At 35.6% G+C, this 23,871-nt stretch carries 24 protein-coding genes; 15 read left to right on the forward strand and 9 right to left on the reverse strand.

Annotation, left to right across the window (positions count from 1 at the left end):
• The coding region (locus HGC4_RS18905) for a hypothetical protein (RefSeq protein WP_221406863.1) at positions 1 to 247 on the reverse strand (247 nt) is incomplete at its 3' end.
• 234 nt (positions 248 to 481) lie between these two features.
• On the opposite strand from HGC4_RS18905, the gene HGC4_RS04425 reads away from it, so the two are divergent.
• The 10 genes from HGC4_RS04425 (at position 482) to HGC4_RS04470 (ending at position 11,036) form a co-directional block, all read left to right on the forward strand.
• Positions 482 to 1,426 carry a diacylglycerol/lipid kinase family protein gene (locus tag HGC4_RS04425; RefSeq protein ID WP_050708918.1) on the forward strand — a complete coding sequence of 315 codons (945 nt, stop codon included), beginning with the start codon at positions 482 to 484 and terminating at the stop codon, positions 1,424 to 1,426.
• 305 nt (positions 1,427 to 1,731) lie between these two features.
• Positions 1,732 to 2,478: a glycosyltransferase family 2 protein gene (locus tag HGC4_RS04430; protein WP_050708919.1), complete on the forward strand. Its 747-nt coding sequence runs from the start codon at positions 1,732 to 1,734 to the stop codon at positions 2,476 to 2,478.
• A 46-nt stretch (positions 2,479 to 2,524) separates the two neighbouring features.
• Positions 2,525 to 3,844 carry a hypothetical protein gene (locus tag HGC4_RS04435; RefSeq protein ID WP_157258126.1) on the forward strand — a complete coding sequence of 440 codons (1,320 nt, stop codon included), beginning with the start codon at positions 2,525 to 2,527 and terminating at the stop codon, positions 3,842 to 3,844.
• Positions 3,845 to 3,968: 124 nt separating this feature from the next.
• Complete coding sequence (locus tag HGC4_RS04440; RefSeq protein ID WP_050708921.1) at positions 3,969 to 4,433, forward strand: hypothetical protein; 465 nt, start codon at positions 3,969 to 3,971, stop codon at positions 4,431 to 4,433.
• Positions 4,434 to 4,736: 303 nt separating this feature from the next.
• Positions 4,737 to 5,321, forward strand: coding sequence for a cytochrome c nitrite reductase small subunit (gene nrfH, locus HGC4_RS04445; protein ID WP_050708922.1), 585 nt, complete (start codon positions 4,737 to 4,739; stop codon positions 5,319 to 5,321).
• 16 nt (positions 5,322 to 5,337) lie between these two features.
• Complete coding sequence (gene nrfA, locus HGC4_RS04450) at positions 5,338 to 6,837, forward strand: ammonia-forming cytochrome c nitrite reductase (protein WP_050708923.1); 1,500 nt, start codon at positions 5,338 to 5,340, stop codon at positions 6,835 to 6,837.
• Between the two features lie 150 nt (positions 6,838 to 6,987).
• Entirely contained in the window at positions 6,988 to 8,250 is a 1,263-nt protein-coding gene (locus HGC4_RS04455) for a cytochrome c biogenesis ResB family protein (RefSeq protein ID WP_199327654.1), read from the forward strand.
• Positions 8,237 to 9,022, forward strand: a complete 786-nt coding sequence (ccsA, locus tag HGC4_RS04460) for a cytochrome c biogenesis protein CcsA (RefSeq protein WP_050708924.1) — start codon at positions 8,237 to 8,239, stop codon at positions 9,020 to 9,022. The genes HGC4_RS04455 and ccsA overlap by 14 nt, the downstream gene beginning before the upstream one ends.
• Before the next feature lie 374 nt (positions 9,023 to 9,396).
• Positions 9,397 to 10,476 carry an acyltransferase family protein gene (locus tag HGC4_RS04465; RefSeq protein ID WP_157258128.1) on the forward strand — a complete coding sequence of 360 codons (1,080 nt, stop codon included), beginning with the start codon at positions 9,397 to 9,399 and terminating at the stop codon, positions 10,474 to 10,476.
• A 212-nt stretch (positions 10,477 to 10,688) separates the two neighbouring features.
• Positions 10,689 to 11,036 (forward strand): hypothetical protein, encoded by a 348-nt coding sequence (locus HGC4_RS04470; RefSeq protein ID WP_050708926.1) that lies wholly within the window; start codon positions 10,689 to 10,691, stop codon positions 11,034 to 11,036.
• A gap of 77 nt (positions 11,037 to 11,113) precedes the next feature.
• Here HGC4_RS04470 and HGC4_RS04475 read toward each other — a convergent pair whose 3' ends face one another.
• The 7 genes from HGC4_RS04475 to HGC4_RS04500 form a co-directional block, all read right to left on the reverse strand.
• A complete protein-coding gene (locus tag HGC4_RS04475) occupies positions 11,114 to 11,518 on the reverse strand; it encodes a helix-turn-helix domain-containing protein (RefSeq protein ID WP_050708927.1) in 405 nt (134 codons plus the stop codon).
• 104 nt (positions 11,519 to 11,622) lie between these two features.
• Positions 11,623 to 13,026 (reverse strand): TPR end-of-group domain-containing protein, encoded by a 1,404-nt coding sequence (locus HGC4_RS04480; protein ID WP_050708928.1) that lies wholly within the window; start codon positions 13,024 to 13,026, stop codon positions 11,623 to 11,625.
• A gap of 134 nt (positions 13,027 to 13,160) precedes the next feature.
• Complete coding sequence (locus HGC4_RS04485; protein WP_050708929.1) at positions 13,161 to 13,682, reverse strand: DUF2314 domain-containing protein; 522 nt, start codon at positions 13,680 to 13,682, stop codon at positions 13,161 to 13,163.
• A 247-nt stretch (positions 13,683 to 13,929) separates the two neighbouring features.
• Positions 13,930 to 15,735, reverse strand: coding sequence for a signal peptide peptidase SppA (sppA, locus tag HGC4_RS04490; protein ID WP_050708930.1), 1,806 nt, complete (start codon positions 15,733 to 15,735; stop codon positions 13,930 to 13,932).
• A gap of 116 nt (positions 15,736 to 15,851) precedes the next feature.
• On the reverse strand, positions 15,852 to 15,992 hold the full coding sequence (locus HGC4_RS18580) for a hypothetical protein (protein WP_157258130.1): 141 nt from the start codon (positions 15,990 to 15,992) through the stop codon (positions 15,852 to 15,854).
• Between the two features lie 83 nt (positions 15,993 to 16,075).
• The gene (locus HGC4_RS04495; protein ID WP_050708931.1) at positions 16,076 to 16,291 is read right to left on the reverse strand and encodes a helix-turn-helix domain-containing protein; all 216 of its coding nucleotides are present in this window, start codon (positions 16,289 to 16,291) and stop codon (positions 16,076 to 16,078) included.
• Between the two features lie 119 nt (positions 16,292 to 16,410).
• The gene (locus HGC4_RS04500) at positions 16,411 to 17,070 is read right to left on the reverse strand and encodes a DUF2975 domain-containing protein (RefSeq protein WP_050708932.1); all 660 of its coding nucleotides are present in this window, start codon (positions 17,068 to 17,070) and stop codon (positions 16,411 to 16,413) included.
• Between the two features lie 187 nt (positions 17,071 to 17,257).
• On the opposite strand from HGC4_RS04500, the gene HGC4_RS04505 reads away from it, so the two are divergent.
• The 5 genes from HGC4_RS04505 to HGC4_RS04525 all read left to right on the forward strand — a co-directional run bounded on the left by HGC4_RS04505 (position 17,258) and on the right by HGC4_RS04525 (position 21,513).
• Complete coding sequence (locus HGC4_RS04505) at positions 17,258 to 17,899, forward strand: porin family protein (protein WP_050708933.1); 642 nt, start codon at positions 17,258 to 17,260, stop codon at positions 17,897 to 17,899.
• 57 nt (positions 17,900 to 17,956) lie between these two features.
• Complete coding sequence (locus tag HGC4_RS04510; RefSeq protein ID WP_050708934.1) at positions 17,957 to 18,607, forward strand: porin family protein; 651 nt, start codon at positions 17,957 to 17,959, stop codon at positions 18,605 to 18,607.
• Between the two features lie 138 nt (positions 18,608 to 18,745).
• The gene (locus HGC4_RS04515) at positions 18,746 to 19,387 is read left to right on the forward strand and encodes a porin family protein (RefSeq protein ID WP_050708935.1); all 642 of its coding nucleotides are present in this window, start codon (positions 18,746 to 18,748) and stop codon (positions 19,385 to 19,387) included.
• Positions 19,388 to 19,532: 145 nt separating this feature from the next.
• On the forward strand, positions 19,533 to 20,198 hold the full coding sequence (locus tag HGC4_RS04520) for a porin family protein (RefSeq protein ID WP_050708936.1): 666 nt from the start codon (positions 19,533 to 19,535) through the stop codon (positions 20,196 to 20,198).
• Between the two features lie 181 nt (positions 20,199 to 20,379).
• Entirely contained in the window at positions 20,380 to 21,513 is a 1,134-nt protein-coding gene (locus HGC4_RS04525) for a WG repeat-containing protein (protein WP_082204070.1), read from the forward strand.
• 54 nt (positions 21,514 to 21,567) lie between these two features.
• Here HGC4_RS04525 and HGC4_RS04530 read toward each other — a convergent pair whose 3' ends face one another.
• On the reverse strand, positions 21,568 to 23,844 hold the full coding sequence (locus HGC4_RS04530) for a cation:proton antiporter (protein ID WP_050708938.1): 2,277 nt from the start codon (positions 23,842 to 23,844) through the stop codon (positions 21,568 to 21,570).
• Between the last annotated feature and the right edge of the window lie 27 nt (positions 23,845 to 23,871).

Below are 23,871 nucleotides of genomic sequence, written 5' to 3' on the forward strand. Positions count from 1 at the left end.
TTTTAGATAGTTGAAATATTGCTTGTTTAGTTTTATCTGTTTGTAAATCTGGATACAATATGGTTTCAGCATTTAAATAGGAGAGTGCTCTTATTAGATAAAAGTTATTTTTTTTGAGAGTGCTATTTTGAAAGACGGTCTTTCTTCCGATTTGAATACAATTTACAAACATTATTTTTTTTCTATTAATAATTTCTATATAGATCAACTCTTTATCGAATTTATAGCTAGTTATTCTTTTTGACATGAATGATGGATACCTTTGTTGCAGAGATATTGCAGATAGATTTGTTTTCTTATAACTTATGGTTCTCGTGATATTTATCGAGCTTTTACCTTATGTTAAGGACAGAACTATGAAAAGAAGCAATATTTTCCGTATTTTTACCGTTTGATATAGATAAGATGAAATGAAATTTTCATTTGTTTGATATCGAAGAATATTATTACTCTTTAGCCAACTAACAATTCTTCTAAAAAGATGAAGCGAAAGAAAAAGAAGATTTATTTTATAATAAATCCTGTATCAGGAACGAAATCGAAAAAAGGATTGCCTGAAAAAACCATGATGCTCGATCCTCATGATTTTGATGTGCATATGTTTATGACGGGTTATGAGGGGCATGCTTCGCAAATAGCGAAAGATGCTGTGGAGAATAATATTGATTATGTTATAGCTGTTGGAGGTGATGGTACTATAAACGAGGTTGCTCGGATGTTGGTAGATACAGATGTTATTTTCGGTATAATACCAAGCGGATCGGGTAATGGATTGGCTCGTGAATTGCATATCCCAATGGATCACGAACAGGCTATTGAGATAATCAGGCAGAATAATGTAAAGAAAATAGATTATGGTATTGCAAACGATAATATATTTTTTTGCACCTGTGGCGTTGGTTTTGATGCGGAGGTTAGTGAAAAGGTACTGAATCAATCGAGTCGTGGTAAATTGATGTATGCCAAGAGTATGATTGATGTTTTCTATAATTTCAAACCCCAAAAATATAAAGTTACTACGGCTGATGCTACTTTTAATGAGGAAGCATTTCTTGTTACATGTGCCAATGCTTCTCAATATGGTAATGATAGTTTTATAGCTCCTCATGCCGATATTCAGGATGGTATGATGAATATTGCTATTCTTAAACCTCTATCGGTGCTTAATGTTCCTCAGACAGCTATTCAATTGATGTCGAAAAATATCGAAAATAATTCGAAACTTGTTGAGATTATTACGCCCGAGGTGTTAATAGAAAGGGAGAAAGAAGGTGTAATGCATCTTGATGGAACTGCTATACAAACGGGTAAGGAAATATCTGTTAGAATTGTTAATAGAGGATTAAATGTGTTGGTTCCTAATGAGATACCAAAAACAGGATTTGATGCTCAATCTTTCTTTACAAATATAACTCGTTGGATATAATGCAGCAATCGTTCAGTTTTTAAACTGATTATTATACAGCTGTTTATACTTTTTCTTTTTATTGTCTATAATATTCTTGAGTAGAATACGAGGCTTTAAATGTTTAACAGGCTATAAAATTATTGCTTTTTAATTAGTTAAAAGAATGTTATTGATTTCTAATTGATTCATTAACAAATAGAATCTCATTTATTTTTATTATTTTTGCACTTTGTAATACTTCTATGCTGATTTTAACGATTGGCTTTGATTGATTACCCTTTATTTTTATAAATTTCTGTGTAAAATATAAATAAAAAAATAGAATGATTTCAGATAAGAAAGTAGTAGTTGTACTTCCTGCATACAATGCTGCCAAGACTTTACCCCAAACTTATAGTGAGATACCTTTTAATATTGTAGATGAGGTTATCCTTGTAGACGATAATAGTACTGATGATACCGTTGCTGTTGCAAAAAGTATAGGTGTTGCCCATGTTGTGAAACATGATAAAAATAAAGGATACGGAGGTAATCAAAAGACGTGTTACAATAAAGCGCTCGAGTTGGGTGCTGATATTGTGGTAATGCTTCATCCTGACTATCAATATACTCCTAAACTTATAGAGTCGATGTGTTACTTGATAGCCAATGATGTTTATCCCGTTGTTATAGGTTCTCGTATATTGGGTAAAGGAGCTTTAAGAGGAGGGATGCCTTTGTATAAATATGTTGCAAACCGCTTTCTTACTTTCTTTCAAAACTTGCTGATGAGCCAAAAATTATCAGAATATCATACTGGATACAGAACTTATAGTGGTGAGGTATTGAAAAGCATCAACTATAACATAAATTCGGATGACTTTATTTTTGATAATCAGTTTATTGCACAGATTTTCAATAAAGGATATGAGATTGCCGAAATAACTTGTCCTACAAAATACTTCGAAGAGGCGTCTTCTATTAACTTTGTCAGAAGTTCTAAATATGGACTAGGTGTGCTAAAAGTTTCTCTTTTGTACTTTTTGCATCGTAATACTTTTTACAAATATCGAATTTTAGATAAATCGTAAGGACCAATATCTTGATTAAGTTATGACTGTGCATACAACTTCGCGAATGAGCAAACAGCGAATATTTCTGATTTTAAGTTTTCTGGTCCTGTTTCTAGGATTTTACAGTAATTTCTGGCAGGCAGCTCGAAGCGAGGCTTTTGGTTGGTTTGATGAATACTCCGAGTGTTTAGCTATTGGTAGAATAGCCCGATCTGAGACCGAAGGTGTGTTTTCGGATGGAGGCTTACCCGGTGTTAATTATGATGCGGCAGTAGTCCCTCCTAACGCTGATATCTGGTTTGAGGTTTATTTGGAGCAAAGACCCGATTATTTAACCGATAATATTCCTGCTAGTTATGACGTTTATAAAAGTCAAACAGGTGGACAGTTGATCTTTTTCAGTATAGTACAAAAGATATTACCTTTTGATAATAGTGTGAAATTTCAGATTTTACATTGTATAAATGCAATATTATCAGCATTGTGCTTTACCCTATTTTTAGGATGGGTTTTTCGTAATTTTGGTACTATTTCTGCTATTATCGCTTTATTATTAGTTGCTATGTCTAGTTGGATAACTCTTTTCGGACATAGTCTGTGGTGGAGTTTATGGGCAGCTTACATTCCATTTGTAACAATGTTACTTGTGCTAGAATATAGTAATAAAGTAAAAAGGTTGAGCTCAAAGAAGATATTACTATATCTGTTCTTATCGGTGTTTGCGAAATGTGTTTTTAATGGTTATGAATTTATTTCTACTGCGCTTGTATCTGCGGTGTGTCCTATTATATTTTATTCGTTTTTGGAAAGACAAAAGCTAAAACCTTTCTTGTTGTTTTTTGCAAAAGCAAGTATTACTGCTGTTGTAGCTGTTGCTTTGCAAATAATGATGCTTATTGTGCAAATAAGGTCTGTAACAGGTAGTTTTAGTGTAGCTATTAATTATATAATAACATCATATACGAGGAGATCTTTTAGTGCAGATGATGCTTTTGCTCATTATCCGTATTCCCTTATTTTTAAACGGTATCTAAAAGGCAATGCATTTAATTCGGATTTCTTATCTCAGTATTCTATTGTTATTTACTTTGCATATTTAATTTTAGTTGTAGTGATATTGGGAGGTGTTGTATATTATTTAAGCAGAGGTTTAGATGAGGCTCGAAAGCGTCTTAATATAACTTTATTGGTTACGGCTGCTGTATCTTCTGTCGCACCATTGTCATGGTTTATAGTGTTTAAACAACATTCGGCTAATCATTTTCATCTTGACTATATTGTTTGGTATATGCCCTTTCTTTTACTTGGTTTTATTATTATTGGAGAAGGAGTATCGTTGATCCTTAATAAGCTTGGTTTATATAACAGAGGGCTTATTAAGTAAAAGCTGGAAATTAAATTTAGTATCTCATACGCAAACTTACAGTGGTTATAATGTAAATGAATGATGAAAAGTCTGAAATTGTAACTGTATATATTACTCGGAAATAATAGTTAATCTTAGGCATATGCGCTATTTTCTTTTTACGGTTCTGATCGTTTTGAGTTTTTCTTTAAAGGCTCAAGATACTACTGATTCGTCGATGCTTATCAAAATAAATGATATGCTCAATTTCTACGATTTTGAGGAAATGAGGAGTTTTATATTGAAGAATGGCGATCGTAAAACATACTGTCCTAATTATACAGATAATCCTCATTATGAAATGAACAGCGATAATCTGGAAATATACATGAATCCTTCCAGTGGAGCAGAAGTACAACCTAAAGACTTAGATTATACTATAATGTACATTGTCTCTAATGCTAATGAAACCCCATTTAACTACTATCTGTATCTGACGAATAAACGTGATGTGTACTTATATGACTACAATAAATATCTGTCAGAAGAATCGGTTCGCAAACATATTCTTGGAGAGCTCAACTCTATTTTGATGAAAATGAAAAAGGAAATGAGACTTCTTGATTGATTTCTAATCTTATTTTAAATATTCTTTTCGATGTTATGTAACATATGTTAAGAGCATTTTGTCTCGTTTGAGATGCATGTTGATGATTCCTATCTCTGTTGATCTCACTGTGTTAGACGATGTTTATATAGCATAAGCAAAACTGAATACTTTCGGTTTTTGTTCTTATTTTGTAGTTATACAGGTAGTTGTATTGCTCTCATTAGTTTGTTCTTTTAAATTAATATACTATTTTTGTTACTATCTATATGGTATAGATGCAATTTATATGCCATATGAACTAGCAATGATCAATTGTTAACTATGAAGAAGATTTTACAAATACTGCCTATCCAATTTATCTTGCCCTTATTTATTATAGGAGGTATTCTGGCTGGACTGGGGGCATATACCATCTATATGTCGCGAGCTCACTCGTATCTTTCTGATAAACCCGAAGCTTGCATTAATTGCCATATTATGACACCCTATTATGCTTCGTGGCAACATAGTGTGCATGCTCAGTGGGCTACTTGTAACGATTGCCATGTTCCTCATGATAATGTATTGGAAAAATATGCTTTTAAAGCTAAAGATGGATTGTATCATGCTGCCGTATTTACTTTAAGGAAAGAGCCTATTGCTATTCGCCCTCGTGAAGAAAGTTACAAGGTGATTATGGATAACTGTATTAGATGCCACACCGATCTGAATACCGCTATGGTGAAAACCGGCTTGAAGTGTTACAACGATGTATTAGATGGTAATGCAAAAGCTTGTTGGGATTGTCATCGTGATGTGGTTCACGGAACTATAAGCAGTATTGTTTCGGCACCTAATGCTTTGGTCCCCTTACCAAAATCTCCCGTTCCGGAGTGGTTGAAAAAACAAATGCAGAAAAATAACTAAAAAACTATATAAAGCCATGCTACGAAAATTATCAGAAGCCATAAGAAAGAAACCTATAATCGGATGGGGTTTATTCCTTGCCGTGATGGTTGGTGTTTTCTTGTTAGGACTATTGGCAGCATCTATAACGGAACGTCGTGCCGAGATTGCAACTTTATTCAATAATAAGAAAGTAGATATACAAGGAATAGAAGCTCGCAATGAAATATGGGGTGAAAATTACCCTCGTGAATATGAGACTTGGAAAAAGACTCAGAACATGGATTTTAAAAGCAAGCATTTGGGTAATATGCCCGAGGATATCTTGGAAAGTCGTCCAGAGATGGTTGTACTTTGGGCAGGATATGCTTTTTCGCAAGATTACTCTGCACCACGAGGTCATATGCATGCCATTGAAGATATAACCAATACTTTGCGTACGGGATGTCCTGAGAACCCGGGTGACGGACCTCAGCCTGCTACCTGCTGGACTTGTAAGAGTCCCGATGTACCTCGTATGATGAATGAAATGGGAATTGAAAATTTCTATAAAGCAAAGTGGGGCGATTTAGGGGCTGAGATTGTAAATCCAATAGGTTGTGCCGATTGTCATGATCCAGTTACTATGAACTTGACGATTACACGTCCTTCACTTATTCAAGCTTTTGAGCGTCAAGGTAAGGATGTGAAAAATGCAACTATGCAGGAGATGCGTTCGTTAGTATGTGCCCAGTGTCATGTTGAATACTATTTCAAAGGAGATGGTAAAGAGCTTACTTTTCCTTGGGATGAAGGTATGACAGTAGAAAAGATGGAAGAGTATTATGATAAAGCCGAATTTTCGGATTGGACTCATGCTTTAAGTAGAGCACCTATGTTGAAGGCTCAACATCCTGACTATGAAACTTTCTTGATGGGACCACACGCTCAACGTGGATTGTCTTGTGCTGATTGCCATATGCCATACAAGGCTGAGGGCGGTATTAAATATTCGGACCATCAGATAATGAGTCCATTAAAGAATATTGCAGGAACTTGTCAGACTTGTCATAAAGACAGCGAAGAACAACTTCGTAACTATGTTTACGAATATCAAGATAAAGCATTAGAGATACGTGATCGTATTGAGACCGAATTGGCTAAAACCCACATTATGGCTAAGGCTGCTTGGGATAAAGGTGCAACTGATGCACAAATGAAAAAATCACTAGATTTAATACGTCAAGCACAATGGCGTTGGGATTTTTCAGTAGCATCTCATGGAGCATCTTTCCATGCACCTGTTGAAACTCAACGAATTTTAGCACATAGCTTAGACAGAACTATGCAGGCTCAAATAGAACTTCAAAAAGTATTGTTTGCACAAGGAGTGGTAGATGTACCAATGCCCGATATATCGAGTAAAGATAAAGCACAAGCTTATATTGGTCTTGATATGAAAACCTTGAAAGACAATAAAAAGAAATGGATAGAAACAGTTGTTCCTAAGTGGATTGAAAAAGCGAAGGAAAATAAACGTTTGATTGCTGAACGATAATTACTATTGATAATAAAACGATATAGTATAAAAGTCTGGTTTTATTCTGAAAAAAGGAGAAAATCAGGCTTTTATTTTGTGTTTGAAGCTTTGTGCTTTAGCAATTAAAGTAAAACGAGAATTGTATAAATATAAGAAGTTTGATAAATAATGGCAGATAATAAGAAACAGATATGGCAATTTCCGTGGAGGTATAGCGAGAGTATTCTTGTTGTATTTGGACTTATGGTTGTAGGATTTGCTTTACAATTGACAATCGGTAAATTTGATTTTTCGCTACTTGCCGATCCCGTAAACGTAAAACTGGGTAGTGCAATTATTGTCTTCCTTGTATTATTTTCCTTTGTGAGGAATACACAGTTTTATCAGTGGTTTTCGGGAGTACCATTTTCCGTTTCACTTATTAGTGCTCTATTAATATTAGGTATCGCTATGGGATTGATACCACAGATGGTAAAGTTAGACCCTCATGCGCATGATTTTTGGACGCTGTTGGGATTAAGACAAGTAACCTCATGTTGGGCATTTGTGCTCATCTATTTTGTAACCTTACTTTCGCTAGGGTCGCTAATTATCCGTAGACTAATCAAATTCAATTGGCGCGATTATGCTTTCTATCTCAATCATATAGGCTTGTGGATACTTTTGTTTGCTTCGGGATTGGGGGCAGCAGATATCAAACGGTACGTGATGCACGTAATGGAGGGCGAAACCGAATGGCGTGTGTATAGCGATAATGACGATGTGCTTGATTTGCCTATTGCCATTCAGTTGAATGATTTTGTGATGGAAGAGTATCCTCCGAAACTGACTATAATAGATAGGGAGTCGGGCGAAGCACAGCCGATAGATAAGCCAGACTATTATCAGATTGACGAGAAAAACCCGATAGGGAAAATCGGAATTTGGGATGTAGCTGTTGAAGAATATATACATGAAGCAGTGCGTAATAGCGATAGTACTTATACGGCTGTTCCTATGCCAGGCTCTACGCCTGCTGCTTTAATAACGGCAAAAAACCGAGAAACAGGAGATGTAAAAAAAGGCTGGGTTTGTGGCGGTAGTCTGGCTCAGTTGTATATGATGCTTCCTTTGACAGATGAATATGCAATGGTAATGACTCAGACTGAGCCTAAGCGGTTTATGTCCGATATTGATGTATTCACAGAAGAGGGAGAATCAACCCATGCTCAATTGGAAGTGAATAAGCCTTTGAAAATAGGTAATTGGATGATCTACCAATATAGCTACGATAGTACTGCGGGCAAGGCTTCATCTTATAGTAGTTTTGAGTTAGTTTATGATCCGTGGTTATACCCTGTATATTTTGGTATAATACTGTTTGCTTTAGGATCAATCTGTCTGATGTGGTCGGGCAATAAAAAGAAAGGAGTGAAGAATGACGTGGAGTGAATATCTTTGGTTTGCCATACCGGCTATTATTTGTTGGTTGTCGGCCGCAGGAATAGTATATATTTCCAATAAAAAAAATCTGGCTAATGCCTTGATGATATTAGGCACAATTATTTTCGGAGCGTTTATCGTTGGTTTATGGATAGGGCAGGAGCGTCCACCGTTGCGAACCATTGGCGAAACCCGTTTATGGTATTCTTTCTTTTTGGCGACCATCGGTTTTGTTACCTATCGACATTGGAAGTACGATTGGATGCTTTCGTTTTCGGCTGTTGTAGCTACCGTATTTGCTTGTGTGAATATTTTTAAACCCGAAATACATTCAACAAACCTTATGCCTGCTTTACAGAGTTATTGGTTTGTACCTCACGTAACGGTTTATATTCTTTCCTATGCCATGTTTGGAGCTGCGGTAATTGCCGCTTTCATTCAACTATCGCGATTGAATAAGGGCAAAGAAGATGCTCAGCTGTATGCCTTTATCGACAATATTGTATACGTAGGTTTTGGTTTCCTTATACTTGGCATGTTGATGGGTGCTGTGTGGGCAAAAGAGGCTTGGGGGCATTATTGGTCGTGGGATCCTAAGGAAACTTGGGCATTTATAACGGCTGCCGCTTATCTGGTATTCATTCATATGCGTTTACAACAATATCACAAGCGTTTTGTATTGTGGATGATTCCCATTGCTTTCATCCTTTTGATGTTTACATGGATTGGTGTAAACTACCTGCCTGCTGCACAAGGCAGTATTCATGTATATTCTAATTGAAGATTCCAGATCTAGCTATTACTTTAGTTCGTAAAGCAAAAATCACTGCTTATTTACTAAAGTTTTGAAAAGATATTTTATACTACTGAAAAAGATAAGTCAGGCTTTATGCTTGACTTTTTTTTAGTATTCTCTTGTAAATGAGATGAAATAGTGATCCTTTTGCTGTACCTTACACGCATCCCCCCCCTGTGAAATATCACCCCTTCAATGTATGTTTTGATAGTGTGAGTAGATCTACTTTTTCTCTGATCTAGAGCCTTTTTTTATACTTTTTTGCTCTTTTTTTATATAAAATGATTTTCGAATAAACAATCTTATGCTATTACAGTTATAATAGGCAGAAGTTGTTGTTTGATTATTTATTAGGTTATATGGGTATAAGCTTTTACAGTATAAGTAAAGAGCAAAAAGATGTGATTAAGGGGATTGCTATGGTTTTCATTGTTCTTCATAACTTTCTTCATTGGACAAATGCAGTTGGAGAGAATGAGATGAATTTTGACTCTAATCGGATTTATAATCTTTTTGAATTCATCGGAGGAGATGTTACACGATTGTTTAATGGCTTATTTTCCTATTTTGGTTTCTATTTTCTAGAATTATTTATTTTTATTAGTGGCTATGGATTGGCAAAATACAACATCAATAGTACTACTCCTATGTACAAGAAGTATATTATTCCTCGGGTCATAAAACTTTATGCTTTATTGATATTCGGAATCATAGTATACTTTTTCCTTTTTTACAGAGCTTTTGATATGGAATGGTTTACTGCTTTCGTCACGTCTTCTCTACTGATGTATAACAATTTGTCGTTTTACCGCATCTTTATGTTTATCGGTCCGTGGTGGTATTTCAGCCTTATACTTCAATTATATATTTTATTCCCTCTTCTTTACAAAGCCTTAGATCGCTACAAAGAAAAGGGATTTTTTGTTTTAATAGCACTGAGTTATGTCTTGATATTTCTTCTTACATCGATTGCTAATAAGTGGGATGTTCCTATCTATGGTAACTTCTTAGGGCATTTACCCGAATTTTTATTGGGAATGGGATGTGTAATGTTTGAGGGGCTAAAGTTCACATGGAAAGTGATGATTCCGGCTATGGTAGTTTTTATTTTGTCGAATTTCCTAGAATTCTTCTTTCCTTTCAGCTTTTTATCGGCTACCATTCTGATGCTTTGGTTCTTTCATGCAATAATAAATATGCCGTCTAATCGGATAATGCGTGCTTTTAAATTGCTAGGTGTAATCAGTATGTTTATGTTTCTTATCAATGGTCCTTTACGATTATACACGATGCCTTATTTGGCAAGGGGCGAACCTCTCCAAGTTTTATTGGGTTCATTTATTCACTTGACAATCGTAATAATGGTTTCGTATATGCTGTCTTTGTTATATTATAAAACAGTAGAGCCATTAACTCTCAAACTTATAAGTAAATTATAGAGTGTAGGGTTATTTTTCTTCGTATTCCTTTAGTAGTGCTATAAAGTTGGGATCACTATTAATAAGTATCAGACCTTTTTATTGAACGATAAGGTGTTTTATCAGATATTTTGCTGATAATATCAATTGCATTTCTTATATTTTATCAATAGAACTGATAGGTTTTAAAGACGGAGTTTTGTTGTTTTGTGATAGAACAAAACACATCTATTATGACTTTACAAACAGATAAGAATACAAAGCATAACCGCCCGATTGACGATGCTTTTGAAAAAGTGCGGCAGTGGATGACTGATAAAGAGATCGAAAATTTTTCAGTAGATGAAAACCATTTTGGAGTTCTTTTAGGTATGATTCTGGATAGGCACAAAGCTATTCGTAAGCATATTGAATTTTTAAGAGAAAAGGCGAATGCAGAATGGTCGGAATACCTTTTGTGTATGGATGAAAGTATACAAGTTTCCCATTTTTTTTATCAGTCGGCTCTTTGTCAATTTAATGATGATTATACGGCGTATGTGCAAACCCTGAACACGCTGGTTCAAAAACTGAGAGAGTAAGCATCTGTTTTCTTATAGAAAAGAGAAAAGTCAGGACTTTATGCCTGACTTTCTTGATTGTATGTATTTTTAGATTGTTATTTTTTTTCCTTTAATACCTCATGTAATAACGAGATTGTTTCTTCTTTTTCTTTTAGCATTCGTTCGTATAAAGCATTCTTTTCATTATATAGCTCTACAATCTTATCAATTGGATTGAAAGTTGGGTTGTAATTAACGATTGATTGGTTATCGTGAGCATTAATAATATTTATTGCTGTACTTTCCCCTAGTTCTGTTATTGCTTCCACGGGAACACCCAGAACTTTAGCGATTTTTTCTAAAACCTCCTGTTCTAGTTTATCCTTTTTTTCGTAGCCCGAAAGTGTAGCTTGCGAGACACCTATTTGATCTGCCAAAACATCTTGTTTGATGTTTCTCCATTCTCTCCAGCGTTTTACATTTGCTCCGTGATTATTACCCTTTAATGTGGTTGCTTCCATCTATATATTGTGTATAAGTAAATGATAATTTGAATGCTATATCTTATTGCAAAAATAGGAAAATTAATTTAGTAATGCTCTTCGCAAATAATATTAATGATTCATTACTTCGATTGGTTTTCTTTTTCTTCGTATTCCTTTATTAATGCTATAAAATCGGGGTCGTTTCGGAGAGAGTCCCAATCTGAGTGCTTATTGAAATTCCTTATTGTCTCTTTATAATCTCTTTCAAGACTAGTTTCTAGATATTTAAGAGCCTTAGTCTTATTTAAGAGCAATGCATGTAAATTAGCTAATCGATAGCTATATGTCCAATAACCGTATAATTTGTCGGCAATGAGAGTCTTTTCTATTGCTTTTTTTATATTTTGCTCGAAGCTCCATTCAAAATATAAATTAGCTAAAGTTGCATTTAATAGTTTGTCATTTATTTCTTCAACCTCTTTTCTTATTTCTTCTATTCTACCAGCATTTTGATCAAAGCTACTTTCCGTTCTGTATTTTATTATTTCTTTTATAAGCAAATCTATGTTGACTTCTTTTGTTGTGTAACTTCTGCGTGAAGCCCCTTCTTCGTAGAGTCTGATTGCATCTTTAATATGCCGTTTTGTGATTTCTAGCTGTCCTTTTGCGTTTTTATGTTCATCGCTTATTTCTACAATCGAATTTATTGTATTCTGTAAAGACGTAAAAGGCTTATAAAGAATGTCTGGAGTTTGTAATCCAACTTCACTATGTAGCCTTAGCATAAATAAATCGGCATCGTAGCCCTTTATCAGGTATGAATTGTTATTCGGCAAATCGAGTAATCTCTCTTGAACCCGTTGAGAGGGTTCATTGTCTTTGTAACCAATCCAATATAAATCGTTGGTAAAAGAGCCTAAATCTGCTATTTCATCTAATATCTTATCTTCGCCACTGTAACCAATAACTATCCATGTACGACGTTCTGCTATTCTGTTAAGAAAAGGAGAGCATATTTTTGATATCTTTTTTAGTTCGTTATCGGTATTCAGCATCCATAAACCACGATGTGTACCATGCAGGTATGTAACCGACTGTGTTTCTATATGAGAAGTAGGAAGTTCTTTAAGTATCGACAAATCGTATATTGGGGGAAACAAGTTGTACATTGCCATTGCCCGTAATATAAGATTATCAAAATTTACAGTCAGCACATAATCAACGTATCCCTCTTTGATGAGGTGAGCCAGATAAATATAACCAACATTTATTTTAGCTTTTTCTATATAATTATTCAGAAGATCGTTACGCTCAGTAGTGTTGAGGCAAGACATAAGTTTTGCATAAGTACGCTCTTCTTTTTTGAGCCTCTTTATGGCTGGCTTATTCTTAAATTTAGAGAGTATATCATTACTTATATCCTCTGCAAGAGGTATATTGCCTGCAGCCGACATACCAGCACCCAGAAATATTATAGGCTTATTTTTACTGTTTTTGGCATCTTTCAGTAAATATGCAATATCTTCTATATGTCCTTCTGTCATTGTGCGTTTTACGGTATAAAGTTGATTGGTTACCCAAAGTTAAGAAACAATATTTATATTTTTTTATTTCTGCTAATGATATTGTAAGAGACTATATTTGTTGTACTTGCCTGAGCAGTGAGAAGTTGCAGCTATTATTCGGAAAGAGGAGCAAATGTAAAGTCATTTTCCATTAGAAAAGCAGATTTTTTGTCATCGCTCATTCTGTCAACAAAAACACGCATCGTATACGCTCCATAAGTTAGGTTGGAGGAGGTGTCGGTGTACATCCAATCGCTGATCAGATTTTTATCAATCGTAATGGTATCGCCAAATTGAACTTGGGTATCGTATAGAGGTTCATTAGATACTATGCCGAAGAAATTGTTGCCATCGTAAGTAAGTTCGCTTACCCACATGTGTTCTTTGCTGCCGTCTTTAGTGGGAAACCCTTCTTTAACCACAAAATTTGTATATCTATTGGTTTTTTGATTTTCGATAAATGCTTTTTCGAATTGATTGAAAGTTTCTTTTGCTTTATCCATCGCTATGTTAATCTCTTTGTCATCTTCTTTGATGTATGAGATATTTTCGTTCTCAGTGCTTTTACTTTTGTTACTACAACTAATAAGACCCAATGTGATGATGCTTGCGAGAATAAGAAAACCTTTTTTCATGATTTTGAAATTGTTGAAATGATGTTAATAAAGTGCTGTTTGCATGTTAATAACTAGGGGAAACCTGTTAATAACTAAAGACGAAAATACTAAATATTGTTGATAACTGCACCTTCGATTGTTAACAAGTTGTGCGTAAGGCTCTCTTATCTGTTGATAATGAGCAAAAAAAAGAACCGGATATAAAATCCGGCTCTTTTCAAATTGAAAGAATATTACTATTAATTGAGTAAAAAATAGTCTGTGTTTAGTAACTGATTCTATCGGGCATCATAGCCATTTGCATATCGAACGATTGAATATGTTGTTTAAGTATATTTTTCTCGAAATTGGTTTCGCTCAAAAAGAATTTTAATGCCTGCATTTTTGAGTTACTGAAAGAGTCTTCTAACATTTGAGCGAAAAGGGTTTTCTTCTCGGGATATTTTGAGATGCTGTAATCGGTAACTTTAGCTTGTTCGGCAGCAATTTTTATAGCGTCTTCTATTCCTCCGATTTTATCAACAAGACCTAATTTGATGGCTTGCGATCCTGTCCATACACGTCCTTGACCAATAGAATCTATTTCGGCTTTGGTCTTTGAGCGTCCATCGGCACAACGGGTGATAAATAGGTCGTAACCCGACTCTATGTATTTTTGAAGTATTTGTTTTTCGTCGTCATTGAAGCTTCTCGAGAAACCTGCAAAAAGAAATGGTATGCCAAATGTAGTACCTCCAAATGAGCTGTGTTTGTTGGTATTTACTTCGTCGAAAGAAAATCCGATCTTTTTAGATAGCTCTTCACCTTCGGGAATCAATCCAAAAATACCGATCGATCCGGTCAATGTAGAGGGTTGAGCTACAATTGTATTGGCTGCACAAGAGATGTAATATCCACCCGAAGCTGCATAATCTCCCATCGATACAATAACCGGTTTCTTAGCTTTCAGTTCCACTACTGCATTCCATATCTGCTCCGATGCATAGGCGCTTCCTCCGGGAGAGTTTACGCGAAATACTACGGCTTTTACCTCATCGTTATCTCCTAATTTTTGTAATTCCTTTACATATTCCTGCGCAGTAATGGTAGAACCTGAACTGAATATATTGCTTTCGCCGCTGTCTACAATTGCACCTTCGGCATACAGTACTGCTATTTTGGTTTTTGTATCTCCTTCTTTTTTGAATTTCACACCTTCCATGTTATCAATGCTAGCCAGATTTAGCTTTTTGTCGGCTTCTATATCTACCAAGGTTTTCAGATAAGCTTCTACACCTGGTTTGTACATCAAAGTATCTACTAAGTTGTATTGAACAATAGAGTCGGCAGGCATAAAAGTAAGGCATCTGTCGGCATAGGTATTCAGTGCATCCACTGATATGGCACGGCTTTCGGAGATTCCCGCTAATAAGTGCGACCAAATATCATTCAAATAAGATGTGCGTTGTAGGCGGTTGGCTTCACTCATTTTGTCTTGAATGAAAGGTTCTACTGCCGATTTGAATGTTCCTACTTTGAATACCTGATAGTTGATACCCAATTTATCATTCATGTTCTTTGTGAAGATAAGGTTAGAGCTTATTCCTCTGAAATCGAACGATCCTTTAGGATTCATGATCACTTTATCTGCCACAGAAGCTATATAATAGGTGTTCTGTAAATAACTGTCGGCATAAGCTACAATAAACTTACCCGTTGTTTTGAAGTCGATCAATGCGTCTCTTATCGGATCTATATTGCCCAATCCTCCATTTAATGATCCGGCTTTAATATATATACCTTTGATTTCGTCGTTTTCTTTTGCTTTTTTTATAGCATCAAGTATGCCTTCGAGACCTAGGGTGGCGGGAGTTCCCATTATCTTATTGAGAGGGCTCGATTCGCTTCTTTCGCCTAGATTTCCTTTTAAATCGAGGGTAAGTATTGTTTTGTCTTTGAGGTTATAAGTTTCGGTACTTCCCATGGCAGCAATGACTCCTGCAAAGATCATTATAGAGAAGACCGTCAGTATGACCGATCCGATGATGACTCCTAAAGTAGAGGCTAGTAAAGTTTTGAAAAAGCTTTTCATATTGGTTCTTTTATTTAGTGTTTTTTTTGAAGTTTTAATTCTATCTGTTTTAATCAGGCTTATTAAACCTTTTTTTGATTAGTGTAAATTATATTGTTAGATACTTTGATCTGGTGTTAAAATATCTGGCTTTCGAGAAATCTTCCCATGGCAGCAATAACTTTTATGGAGATCGTGATAGACAATACTATAAGGATAGTGGTCTTGATAATGACTCCTAGAGTAAAGGCTGGTAATGTTCTGAAAAAGCTTTTCATATTTGTCTTTGTTTATAAGTATTCTTTAGCCGTTAGTTTTATTTATAAATGCTAAGGTTTTGCACCTTTTGAAATAGTATTATCTAGAATAGATCGTCATCTACAAATTCTAGTATATCGCCCGGTTGACAATCGAGCTCTTTGCAAATAGCTTCGAGTGTACTGAATCGTATGGCTTTTGCTTTTCCCGTTTTCAGAATCGATAGATTGGCAGGCGTAATATCAATCCTTTCCGAAAGCTCGTTGAGGGAGATCTTTCGTTTAGCCATCATTACATCTAAATTTACTATAATCGACATCTTATGTTCTTTATAAGGTCTTAGACCTGTTTTTCTTCTTTAAATAATTTCGACTCTGTATTGCAATATTTCATTACTATAATACTGTTGTCTAGCCTAAGCGGTAAAATACATCGGCTCTAAATTGTGAGATCTTGTTCTTCTTTTAATTGCACTGATACTTTTAATATCTCGGCAAGTAAGAGTGTAACTAGACCTAGAAATAAGAAACTGAAATCGGAAAAATCGAAAATAATACGATACTTTTCGAGAGTTACAATTTGTTTAGCTATTATAAAATCAGACAGATATACTACTGTATTTATGAGATAATATATGATGAGGAGATATCCTACTCGTTGTATCTTTCGTATAGTTTTATGTTCGAGCATCTTTCCTCTTGTGGCAGATTTTACAATGCTGAAGAACAGAAAAGGCAGATAAATAAGTCCTATAAGAACTATTATTGCTAAAACAACAACAATGCCTCTGGATATCTTCATATAAGAAGGAAGGGGAGTATCCGAACTATCGAGTGCTATTCTGCAATCGCTCACCTCCGCTTTAACTTCTTGTCCCGTTAATGTATTTATCGTTTTGTCAGGGTATGTATACACTCCCTCTATTGGTTTCACTTTTACGTGGAGTCTTTGGATGTTTGTAGACGAATTCTGGGCTTGCTTCTTTCCATGTCTGTAACCTGCCATCATACCATCTCCGAAATCAAATATGCAATAGATTACAACACCTATATATATTGCTGAGAGTAATAAGCAGAGTATCTTAATTCGTTTATTCATTCTTTCTTGAATTGTAAATAATTATTGCAAAAGAATGTATATTATTCGATATTCGCAAATTATTTATCGTTTTTCGATAAATAATTGTTGTTTACTTATTCTTTAAGAGAACAATTGATAGTGGTTATGAGTTATATATAAAGACTATTCTATTTTAAGTTTGAATATTAATCTAAAGAAACCTTATATGAAATCTATTTACAAATTAAGTATCCTTACATTATTATCGTTGATGGGACTTACGGCTTCGGCTCAGGAGTATCCCGTTAAATTTGGAGTGAAAGTCGGAGCCAATCTGATAAACATGGCTGGTGATATTACCGATACTGATACAAAGTTTGCCATACAAGGTGGTGTTACGTTTGATTATGCTATTAATCCGGCTTTTTCATTGATCAGTGGGGTTGAACTTTCTACCAAAGGAGCTAAATACCACGGAACTACGTTCAATGATCATTTTGGTGATAGCTATTATACAGATGTGTTTGTAAACCTTAACCTGATGTATTTGCAAGTACCTGTTTATGCAGCTTACAAAATGAATGTTGGCTCTGATACTAAATTTGTTTTTCAAGCCGGACCTTATGTTGCTTATGGTCTTGGAGGAAAAGCCACTTTTAAAGACGGTGTAGATAAGCAAGAGGTAAATTCTTTCAGCACAGGGTTTATCAAAAACTTTGACTTTGGTTTTGGCGTGGGTGCAGGAGTCGAGTTTGGTCACATTGTAACTAAACTAGGTTATGAGTTTGGAGTTATAAATGTGGTTGATTCTGAAATAGGTAAATTGCAGAACCGCAATGCATATCTGACTCTAGGTTATCAGTTTTGATATTTGAACTTAAACAAAGTTGAACTTTTATGGTTTTAATCACAAAATAAAAATTATATGAAAACTATTTACAAATTAAGTATTGTAGCATTAATCTCATTCATGGGATTGGGTGCATCGGCTCAACAGCTTCCTGTAAGATTTGGAGTAGAAGCAGGTCTCAATCTTTCTAACTCTTCATGGGATGCAGGCTCATTAGATAAGAAAGCAAGAGTTGGCTTTCAGGTAGGTATAACTGCCGACTATGCAATTACCGATGAGTGGTATTTACAATCGGGCTTATCTTTCACTACCAAAGGAGCAAAAGTAGAGGGCGAGTCTAACATTGGTGGTGATGTTATAACACGTGGCAAATTGACTGTAAACCAAATGTATCTTCAATTGCCTGTTTATGCAGCGTACAAAATAGAGGTAATGCCGGGTACAAGAATTGTATTTAATGCCGGTCCATACTTAGCGTATGGTGTAGGTGGAAAGACCAAGCTAAGCGGAAGCACCTTTATTGTAAGTGCTGAAGAGGATATAAATACATTTGGTGGCGAAGGTATCTTGAACCGATTTGATTTTGGTTTAGGAGCCGGAGTAGGTGTTGAGTTTGGACATATAGTAGCAAACATAAGATATGAACTAGGATTAGTTAATATTGGTCAGGATAATTTAGATTACAAAAACCGTAATGCTGCTTTAACAGTGGGTTATAAATTTTAATTTTCAATGTATATCATAGAGCAGCAACGATACATTATCGTTGCTGCTTTAATTAATCGATAAACAATTTGTATCGATTAAGAGTTCTATAGTTTATCTGACACAAGTCTTTTTACTAATCTACTAAACATATTTGATATGAAAAATTTCTACAAATTAAGTATTGTCGCCTTGGTCTCTTTAATGGGATTAAGTGTATCGGCACAAGAACTTCCTAAATTGGGTATAGAAGCAGGTGTAAATATATCTAACTCTTCGATGGATGTAGGACCTTTAGATAAAAAAGCTAGAGTGGGATTTCAAATAGGTATAACTGCCGATTATGCAATTACCGATGCTTGGCATTTGCAATCGGGATTATCTTATACAACTAAGGGTGGCAAAGTCGAAGGTTCGCTTATGCAAGATGCAGCCTCTCATAAATATACAGTGAATCAGTCGTATATTCAATTACCCATCTATGCAGCCTATAAAATAGAAGTAGTACCGGGTACTAAAATTGTATTTAATGTCGGTCCTTATCTGGCTTACGGAGTAGGAGGTTCTGTAAAAGCGGGTAACGGTTATCTGAATATTGATAACGATGAGGGAAATATCGATACCTTTGGAAAGGACGGTGTACTCAACCGATTCGATTTTGGTTTAGGAGCAGGAGTAGGAGCCGAGTTTGGTAACATTATAGCGACCATTCGATACGAACTGGGTTTGGTAAATATTGGTCAGGACAATTTAGATTATAAGAATCGCAATGCTGCTCTTACCTTAGGATATAGATTCTAAAAGTGAGCTGTAATAATATCCAATTCATGAGCCGCAACGATTACATATCGTTGCGGCTTTTTTTGAGAATAACAGAACAATTAGCATCTATTATGAGTTATATATCCAAAGATTAACTTTTATATATTTTAATAAAGAACTTTATATGAAAACTATTTACAAACTGAGTATTGTAGCATTGATGTTAGTTATGGGATTTGGTGCATCAGCTCAGCACGTTCTCCCTGTGAGATTCACCTTAGAAGGAGGTCTCAATATATCTAACTCATCGTGGGATGCGAGCTATTTAGATAAAAAAGCCAGACTGGGTTTTCAGATAGGGATGATGGTAGAATATCCTGTAACAGATGCTTTTTATGTACAATCGGGTTTGTCATATACTCGTAAAGGAGCTAAGGTCGAAGGTTACCGCAAAGAGGCTAATGGTGGAGATCTTAATCGCGAAATAACAATGAATCAGATGTACTTGCAAATACCTCTTTATGCAGCTTATAAAATAGAGGTAGTACCGGGTACTAAAATAGTATTTAATGCAGGGCCTTATATTGCACAAGGTATAGCAGGAACGAGTAAAGTGCCGGGTAAGATTACTTTCTGGAACGATAATTATCTTGCTACCGGAGAGTTTAGCACTTTTGGAGGTCACGATTCGTTAAAGAGATTTGACTTTGGTTTGGGCGGTGGAGCAGGTGTAGAGTTTGCCAGCGTAGTTGTTACCCTAAGATACGAATTAGGTTTGACAGATATTGGCAAGGAGGAACTAAGCTACAAAAACCGTAATGCAGCTATTACTTTGGGATATAAATTCTAAGGCAGTAACAGTTGGTAGGTCTGAGACCTTAAAAAAGATATTGAAAACCGTAACGACGAGAGTTGTTACGGTTTTGTTATTTTACCTAATAAAACTCAAATAATAGAGAAAGAGAGATACCGAATAGTTTTTATATTATATTTGAAATCAAGTTCTGGTCATAATCTTTGGAATAAAAACTATGAAAAATTACTGCCTTTATTTTTTACTCATATCCTTTATGTTGTCAGGGTGTAGGTCGAAGCAATTGCCTATCACTGATTTTGTGCCGATAACATCACCTGCGGTATTCGAAGGTACTTATTCCAATATAGGAGATACATTATCCTCCTTGTTTAATATTGGAGGTTATAAAGGATGGAAGATGCGAGATTCAATCCAATTTATTACTATCCAATTCAATGGAAAAGATACTCTGAAACTCTCTTATCTTACCAATGAAGGTTTACAGGAAAAGTCCTATAAAGGAAAATTGAAAGACAACTTCTTTGAGATTCATTTAGATAAGAAATTTGTAATAATTCCTCCCGTCTATTTATCAGATAAGATGGATCGCTTACGAATAGGTAGTGCTGATAGTCGTGATTTATTGATTCACAAATGGTATCATTTTACAGGTGTTTTTCTTTTAGGTCCAGCTTCGGGCGATGATGGAGGTGATGAATATGCCAAAGGATTCACCAAATTTGATATTGAAAAATCGGAAGAACTAACCCCTTTTCAACAAGATGGTAAATGGGGTTATGTGGATCGGAAACACGATCTTTTAATACCGCCGGAATTTGAGTATGCAGAATTTTTCAAAGAGGGTGTTGCTCGTGTGAAAAGAGATGGCAAGTGGGGTATTATAAAACAAGATGCTACTATGTCTGTCCCCTTTATATATGATAAAATATCGGCATGGGATGAGGTCCTATCAGCCAGAAATGTGCATCGGGATGGAAAAGAAGGATATATAAATAGTGATGGAGAAGAATTTATTCCCGTAATATATGATGAGATTATACGATTTACTCATAACTATGAGGATGGGATAATGGAAACGATGCTTAACGGGAAATATGGTTTTGCATCGCCTAAGGGTGTTATTTGTCCACCTATTTTTGAAGAAGTTTCCTATTTCACACTACATCCTTTTATGAATCAGACAACCGATTTTCCTGTATCGGTAGTTACTTATAAGGGGCAGCCTTATTTGCTGGATATGGAAGGGTATGTTTATAAATACACTTACAATGATAATAGATTGAAACTGAAAGGTGCTGAGTTTGTTTTCGATAAAGAATCGAAGTTAAGTTCGTTTAAATTAGAATAATAATAAAAGGCTATCCGATACGGATAGCCTTTTATGTATGAAGTTATTTGTCTCTTAAACTTTACTTGGCGAGCAAATAAGAATAGAGGGCAACTTATCAATCCATTCCTTTTTTAATTGAAGGAGCTTGTCAAAATTCTCAGAGCTGATAATTATTAGATCCTGTTTGTGAAGAAATACTTCGTCTACATATTCTACACTTACCGATCTGATATGGTTGGGTGCGGTATGCTCTATCAATCGGATACGTTCTTTGATAGAATGGTTTTTGGTTTTGTCCGACTGATCTAATATCGAAATTTGAGAATCTGCGTTATGGATTAGCTTTTGAGCATAAAAAATCAGAAACTCATCATTGTCATTGAATATCGGTATAAATACATTATCGAATTTCTGTAAGTCTTTATCAATCAAAATACCAACTGGTATTTTAGTCTTAGCTAATATCAAACGGGTATTGTTATCGATGAGAGAGTTTTCGATTAGTTTCTCTTTTCCCGTCATTGTATTTATCAATTTTTCGGGATTGATTATCTGAGTCGTAAAACCGAGTACTCTGCCTAATACCGTTCCGTCGAATATAGACTCTTCGAGATTCATTAATAGTAAATCATAATCGCCCTTGTTGGCTACATCTACTACATCATCACCAAAATCGTTCGAAATTTTAAAGAGGGAGATTATCTTTCTGTTTAAAGACTGTGCCTCGGCAATAACAGGCGCAAAGCTTTCCTTTTCGTAGATATCGGTATCCATTTGATGCAATCCACTGCCTGCTGCCAAATGAATGGCTGTAATGGACGTATTATCGTCTACTTTTTTTGACAGGCTATTTGCCAGTTTCACCAATGCTGTGCCTTTTTGTGGGTTGCGGAAAAATAGCAGCAGCTTGTATCTCGCTAAGTCGTACATCTTATCGTTTACCACCTCCTTGTCAGTCTTGAAGATTCGGTGAATCAGATTAAGTGATGGACCTGTCATAAAGGTAGTGACAAGAGCCATAATAACCATCATCGCGAATATCTCGGCATTCAGTACACCCAGATCGTAGCCTATGTTCAGTACAACCAATTCCATCAATCCTCTGGTATTCATTAATGTACCTATGATGAGGCTATCGCGCCAATTCTGACTGACGAATCGTGCAGCTAATGCACTTCCTACGAATTTACCGAATACTGCTACGAAAATAATCAAGGCAGTAATTCTCCAAAGTGCAGGATCGTTCAGAAGTCCGATTTCGGTTCTCAAACCACTGATCACAAAAAATAGAGGAAGTAAAAGAACCAAAGCTATGTCTTCGATCTTTTCGATAAACATACTTCTGAATCGCATATTCGATGGCATAATAGTACCTGCCATAAAAGCACCGAAAAGGGCATGTATTCCTATAACCTCCGTTGTAAACGATGAGAGCAGCAATACCAGAAACAGTAGTGCTACGAGCGATTTACTCAGGTTTTTTTCAGACTGATAGCGTTCGCCTATTTTCTTTAAAAAAGGTCGAACCAATTTTATCATAAAGATTACATAGGCAATTGCCAGAACAATGGTGTATAGCGAACTTACCATCGAACCCGCTTTTACGATGGCAATAACTACGGCTAGTATACACCATGCCGTAATATCATCGGCGGCGGCGCAGGTGATAACAATGGCTCCGAGTTTGGTTTTATGAATACCTCTTTCCTGAATGATACGTGCTAAAACGGGAAAGGCTGTTATACTCATCGAAATACCGATAAAGAGAGCATAGGATGCAAACTCTACATGTTCAGGCGAATGAGTTTCGTAAATAAAGTACGCCAACCCTACACCGAGGGCAAAGGGTACTATAATACTTGCGTGACTTATGACGACGGCTTCGTGTGCCTTGTTTCGCAGAACTTTGAGGTTGAGTTCCATACCTACAACAAACATAAAGAGAATCAGTCCTATTTGACTCAATATTTGAAGATTACCGAGCGATTCGGCAGGGAACAGAAAGCTCGATACATCGGGGAAATACAGTCCAAGAAGCGATGGGCCTAAGACTATCCCTGCGAGAATTTCGCCAATAACCATGGGTTGCCCCATTTTCTGAAATATCCATCCAAAAACGCGAGCTACAACTATAATGGTTATGATCTGTAAAAGCAGTAATCCGATAGAATGGTGGAGGTTGCCGGTGAGCGAGTTTATAAATTCTTGAAAAGCACTGTTTTCTGATGTTTTTGATATGATACCTCTGCCATCTTCCAATCCTTTCCCTTTGCAAATGATCCAATACATAAGTGTAGAGAATCCTCCGATGGTAATGATATAGAAGAGGCTATTCGTTATTTTTTTCATATAAGAACTAAATTTTATAGGTAGAAT

The organism is Dysgonomonas sp. HGC4 (assembly GCF_001261715.1).
Lineage (GTDB): Bacteria > Bacteroidota > Bacteroidia > Bacteroidales > Dysgonomonadaceae > Dysgonomonas_A.

Coding starts and splice junctions, on each gene's coding strand:
- HGC4_RS04425 (WP_050708918.1), top strand. CDS start 482: ATGAAGCGAAAGAAAAAGAAGATTTATTTTATAATAAATCCTGTATCA.
- HGC4_RS04430 (WP_050708919.1), top strand. CDS start 1,732: ATGATTTCAGATAAGAAAGTAGTAGTTGTACTTCCTGCATACAATGCT.
- HGC4_RS04435 (WP_157258126.1), top strand. CDS start 2,525: ATGAGCAAACAGCGAATATTTCTGATTTTAAGTTTTCTGGTCCTGTTT.
- HGC4_RS04440 (WP_050708921.1), top strand. CDS start 3,969: ATGCGCTATTTTCTTTTTACGGTTCTGATCGTTTTGAGTTTTTCTTTA.
- nrfH (WP_050708922.1), top strand. CDS start 4,737: ATGAAGAAGATTTTACAAATACTGCCTATCCAATTTATCTTGCCCTTA.
- nrfA (WP_050708923.1), top strand. CDS start 5,338: ATGCTACGAAAATTATCAGAAGCCATAAGAAAGAAACCTATAATCGGA.
- HGC4_RS04455 (WP_199327654.1), top strand. CDS start 6,988: ATGGCAGATAATAAGAAACAGATATGGCAATTTCCGTGGAGGTATAGC.
- ccsA (WP_050708924.1), top strand. CDS start 8,237: ATGACGTGGAGTGAATATCTTTGGTTTGCCATACCGGCTATTATTTGT.
- HGC4_RS04465 (WP_157258128.1), top strand. CDS start 9,397: ATGGGTATAAGCTTTTACAGTATAAGTAAAGAGCAAAAAGATGTGATT.
- HGC4_RS04470 (WP_050708926.1), top strand. CDS start 10,689: ATGACTTTACAAACAGATAAGAATACAAAGCATAACCGCCCGATTGAC.
- HGC4_RS04475 (WP_050708927.1), bottom strand. CDS start 11,518: ATGGAAGCAACCACATTAAAGGGTAATAATCACGGAGCAAATGTAAAA.
- HGC4_RS04480 (WP_050708928.1), bottom strand. CDS start 13,026: ATGACAGAAGGACATATAGAAGATATTGCATATTTACTGAAAGATGCC.
- HGC4_RS04485 (WP_050708929.1), bottom strand. CDS start 13,682: ATGAAAAAAGGTTTTCTTATTCTCGCAAGCATCATCACATTGGGTCTT.
- sppA (WP_050708930.1), bottom strand. CDS start 15,735: ATGAAAAGCTTTTTCAAAACTTTACTAGCCTCTACTTTAGGAGTCATC.
- HGC4_RS18580 (WP_157258130.1), bottom strand. CDS start 15,992: ATGAAAAGCTTTTTCAGAACATTACCAGCCTTTACTCTAGGAGTCATT.
- HGC4_RS04495 (WP_050708931.1), bottom strand. CDS start 16,291: ATGTCGATTATAGTAAATTTAGATGTAATGATGGCTAAACGAAAGATC.
- HGC4_RS04500 (WP_050708932.1), bottom strand. CDS start 17,070: ATGAATAAACGAATTAAGATACTCTGCTTATTACTCTCAGCAATATAT.
- HGC4_RS04505 (WP_050708933.1), top strand. CDS start 17,258: ATGAAATCTATTTACAAATTAAGTATCCTTACATTATTATCGTTGATG.
- HGC4_RS04510 (WP_050708934.1), top strand. CDS start 17,957: ATGAAAACTATTTACAAATTAAGTATTGTAGCATTAATCTCATTCATG.
- HGC4_RS04515 (WP_050708935.1), top strand. CDS start 18,746: ATGAAAAATTTCTACAAATTAAGTATTGTCGCCTTGGTCTCTTTAATG.
- HGC4_RS04520 (WP_050708936.1), top strand. CDS start 19,533: ATGAAAACTATTTACAAACTGAGTATTGTAGCATTGATGTTAGTTATG.
- HGC4_RS04525 (WP_082204070.1), top strand. CDS start 20,380: ATGAAAAATTACTGCCTTTATTTTTTACTCATATCCTTTATGTTGTCA.
- HGC4_RS04530 (WP_050708938.1), bottom strand. CDS start 23,844: ATGAAAAAAATAACGAATAGCCTCTTCTATATCATTACCATCGGAGGA.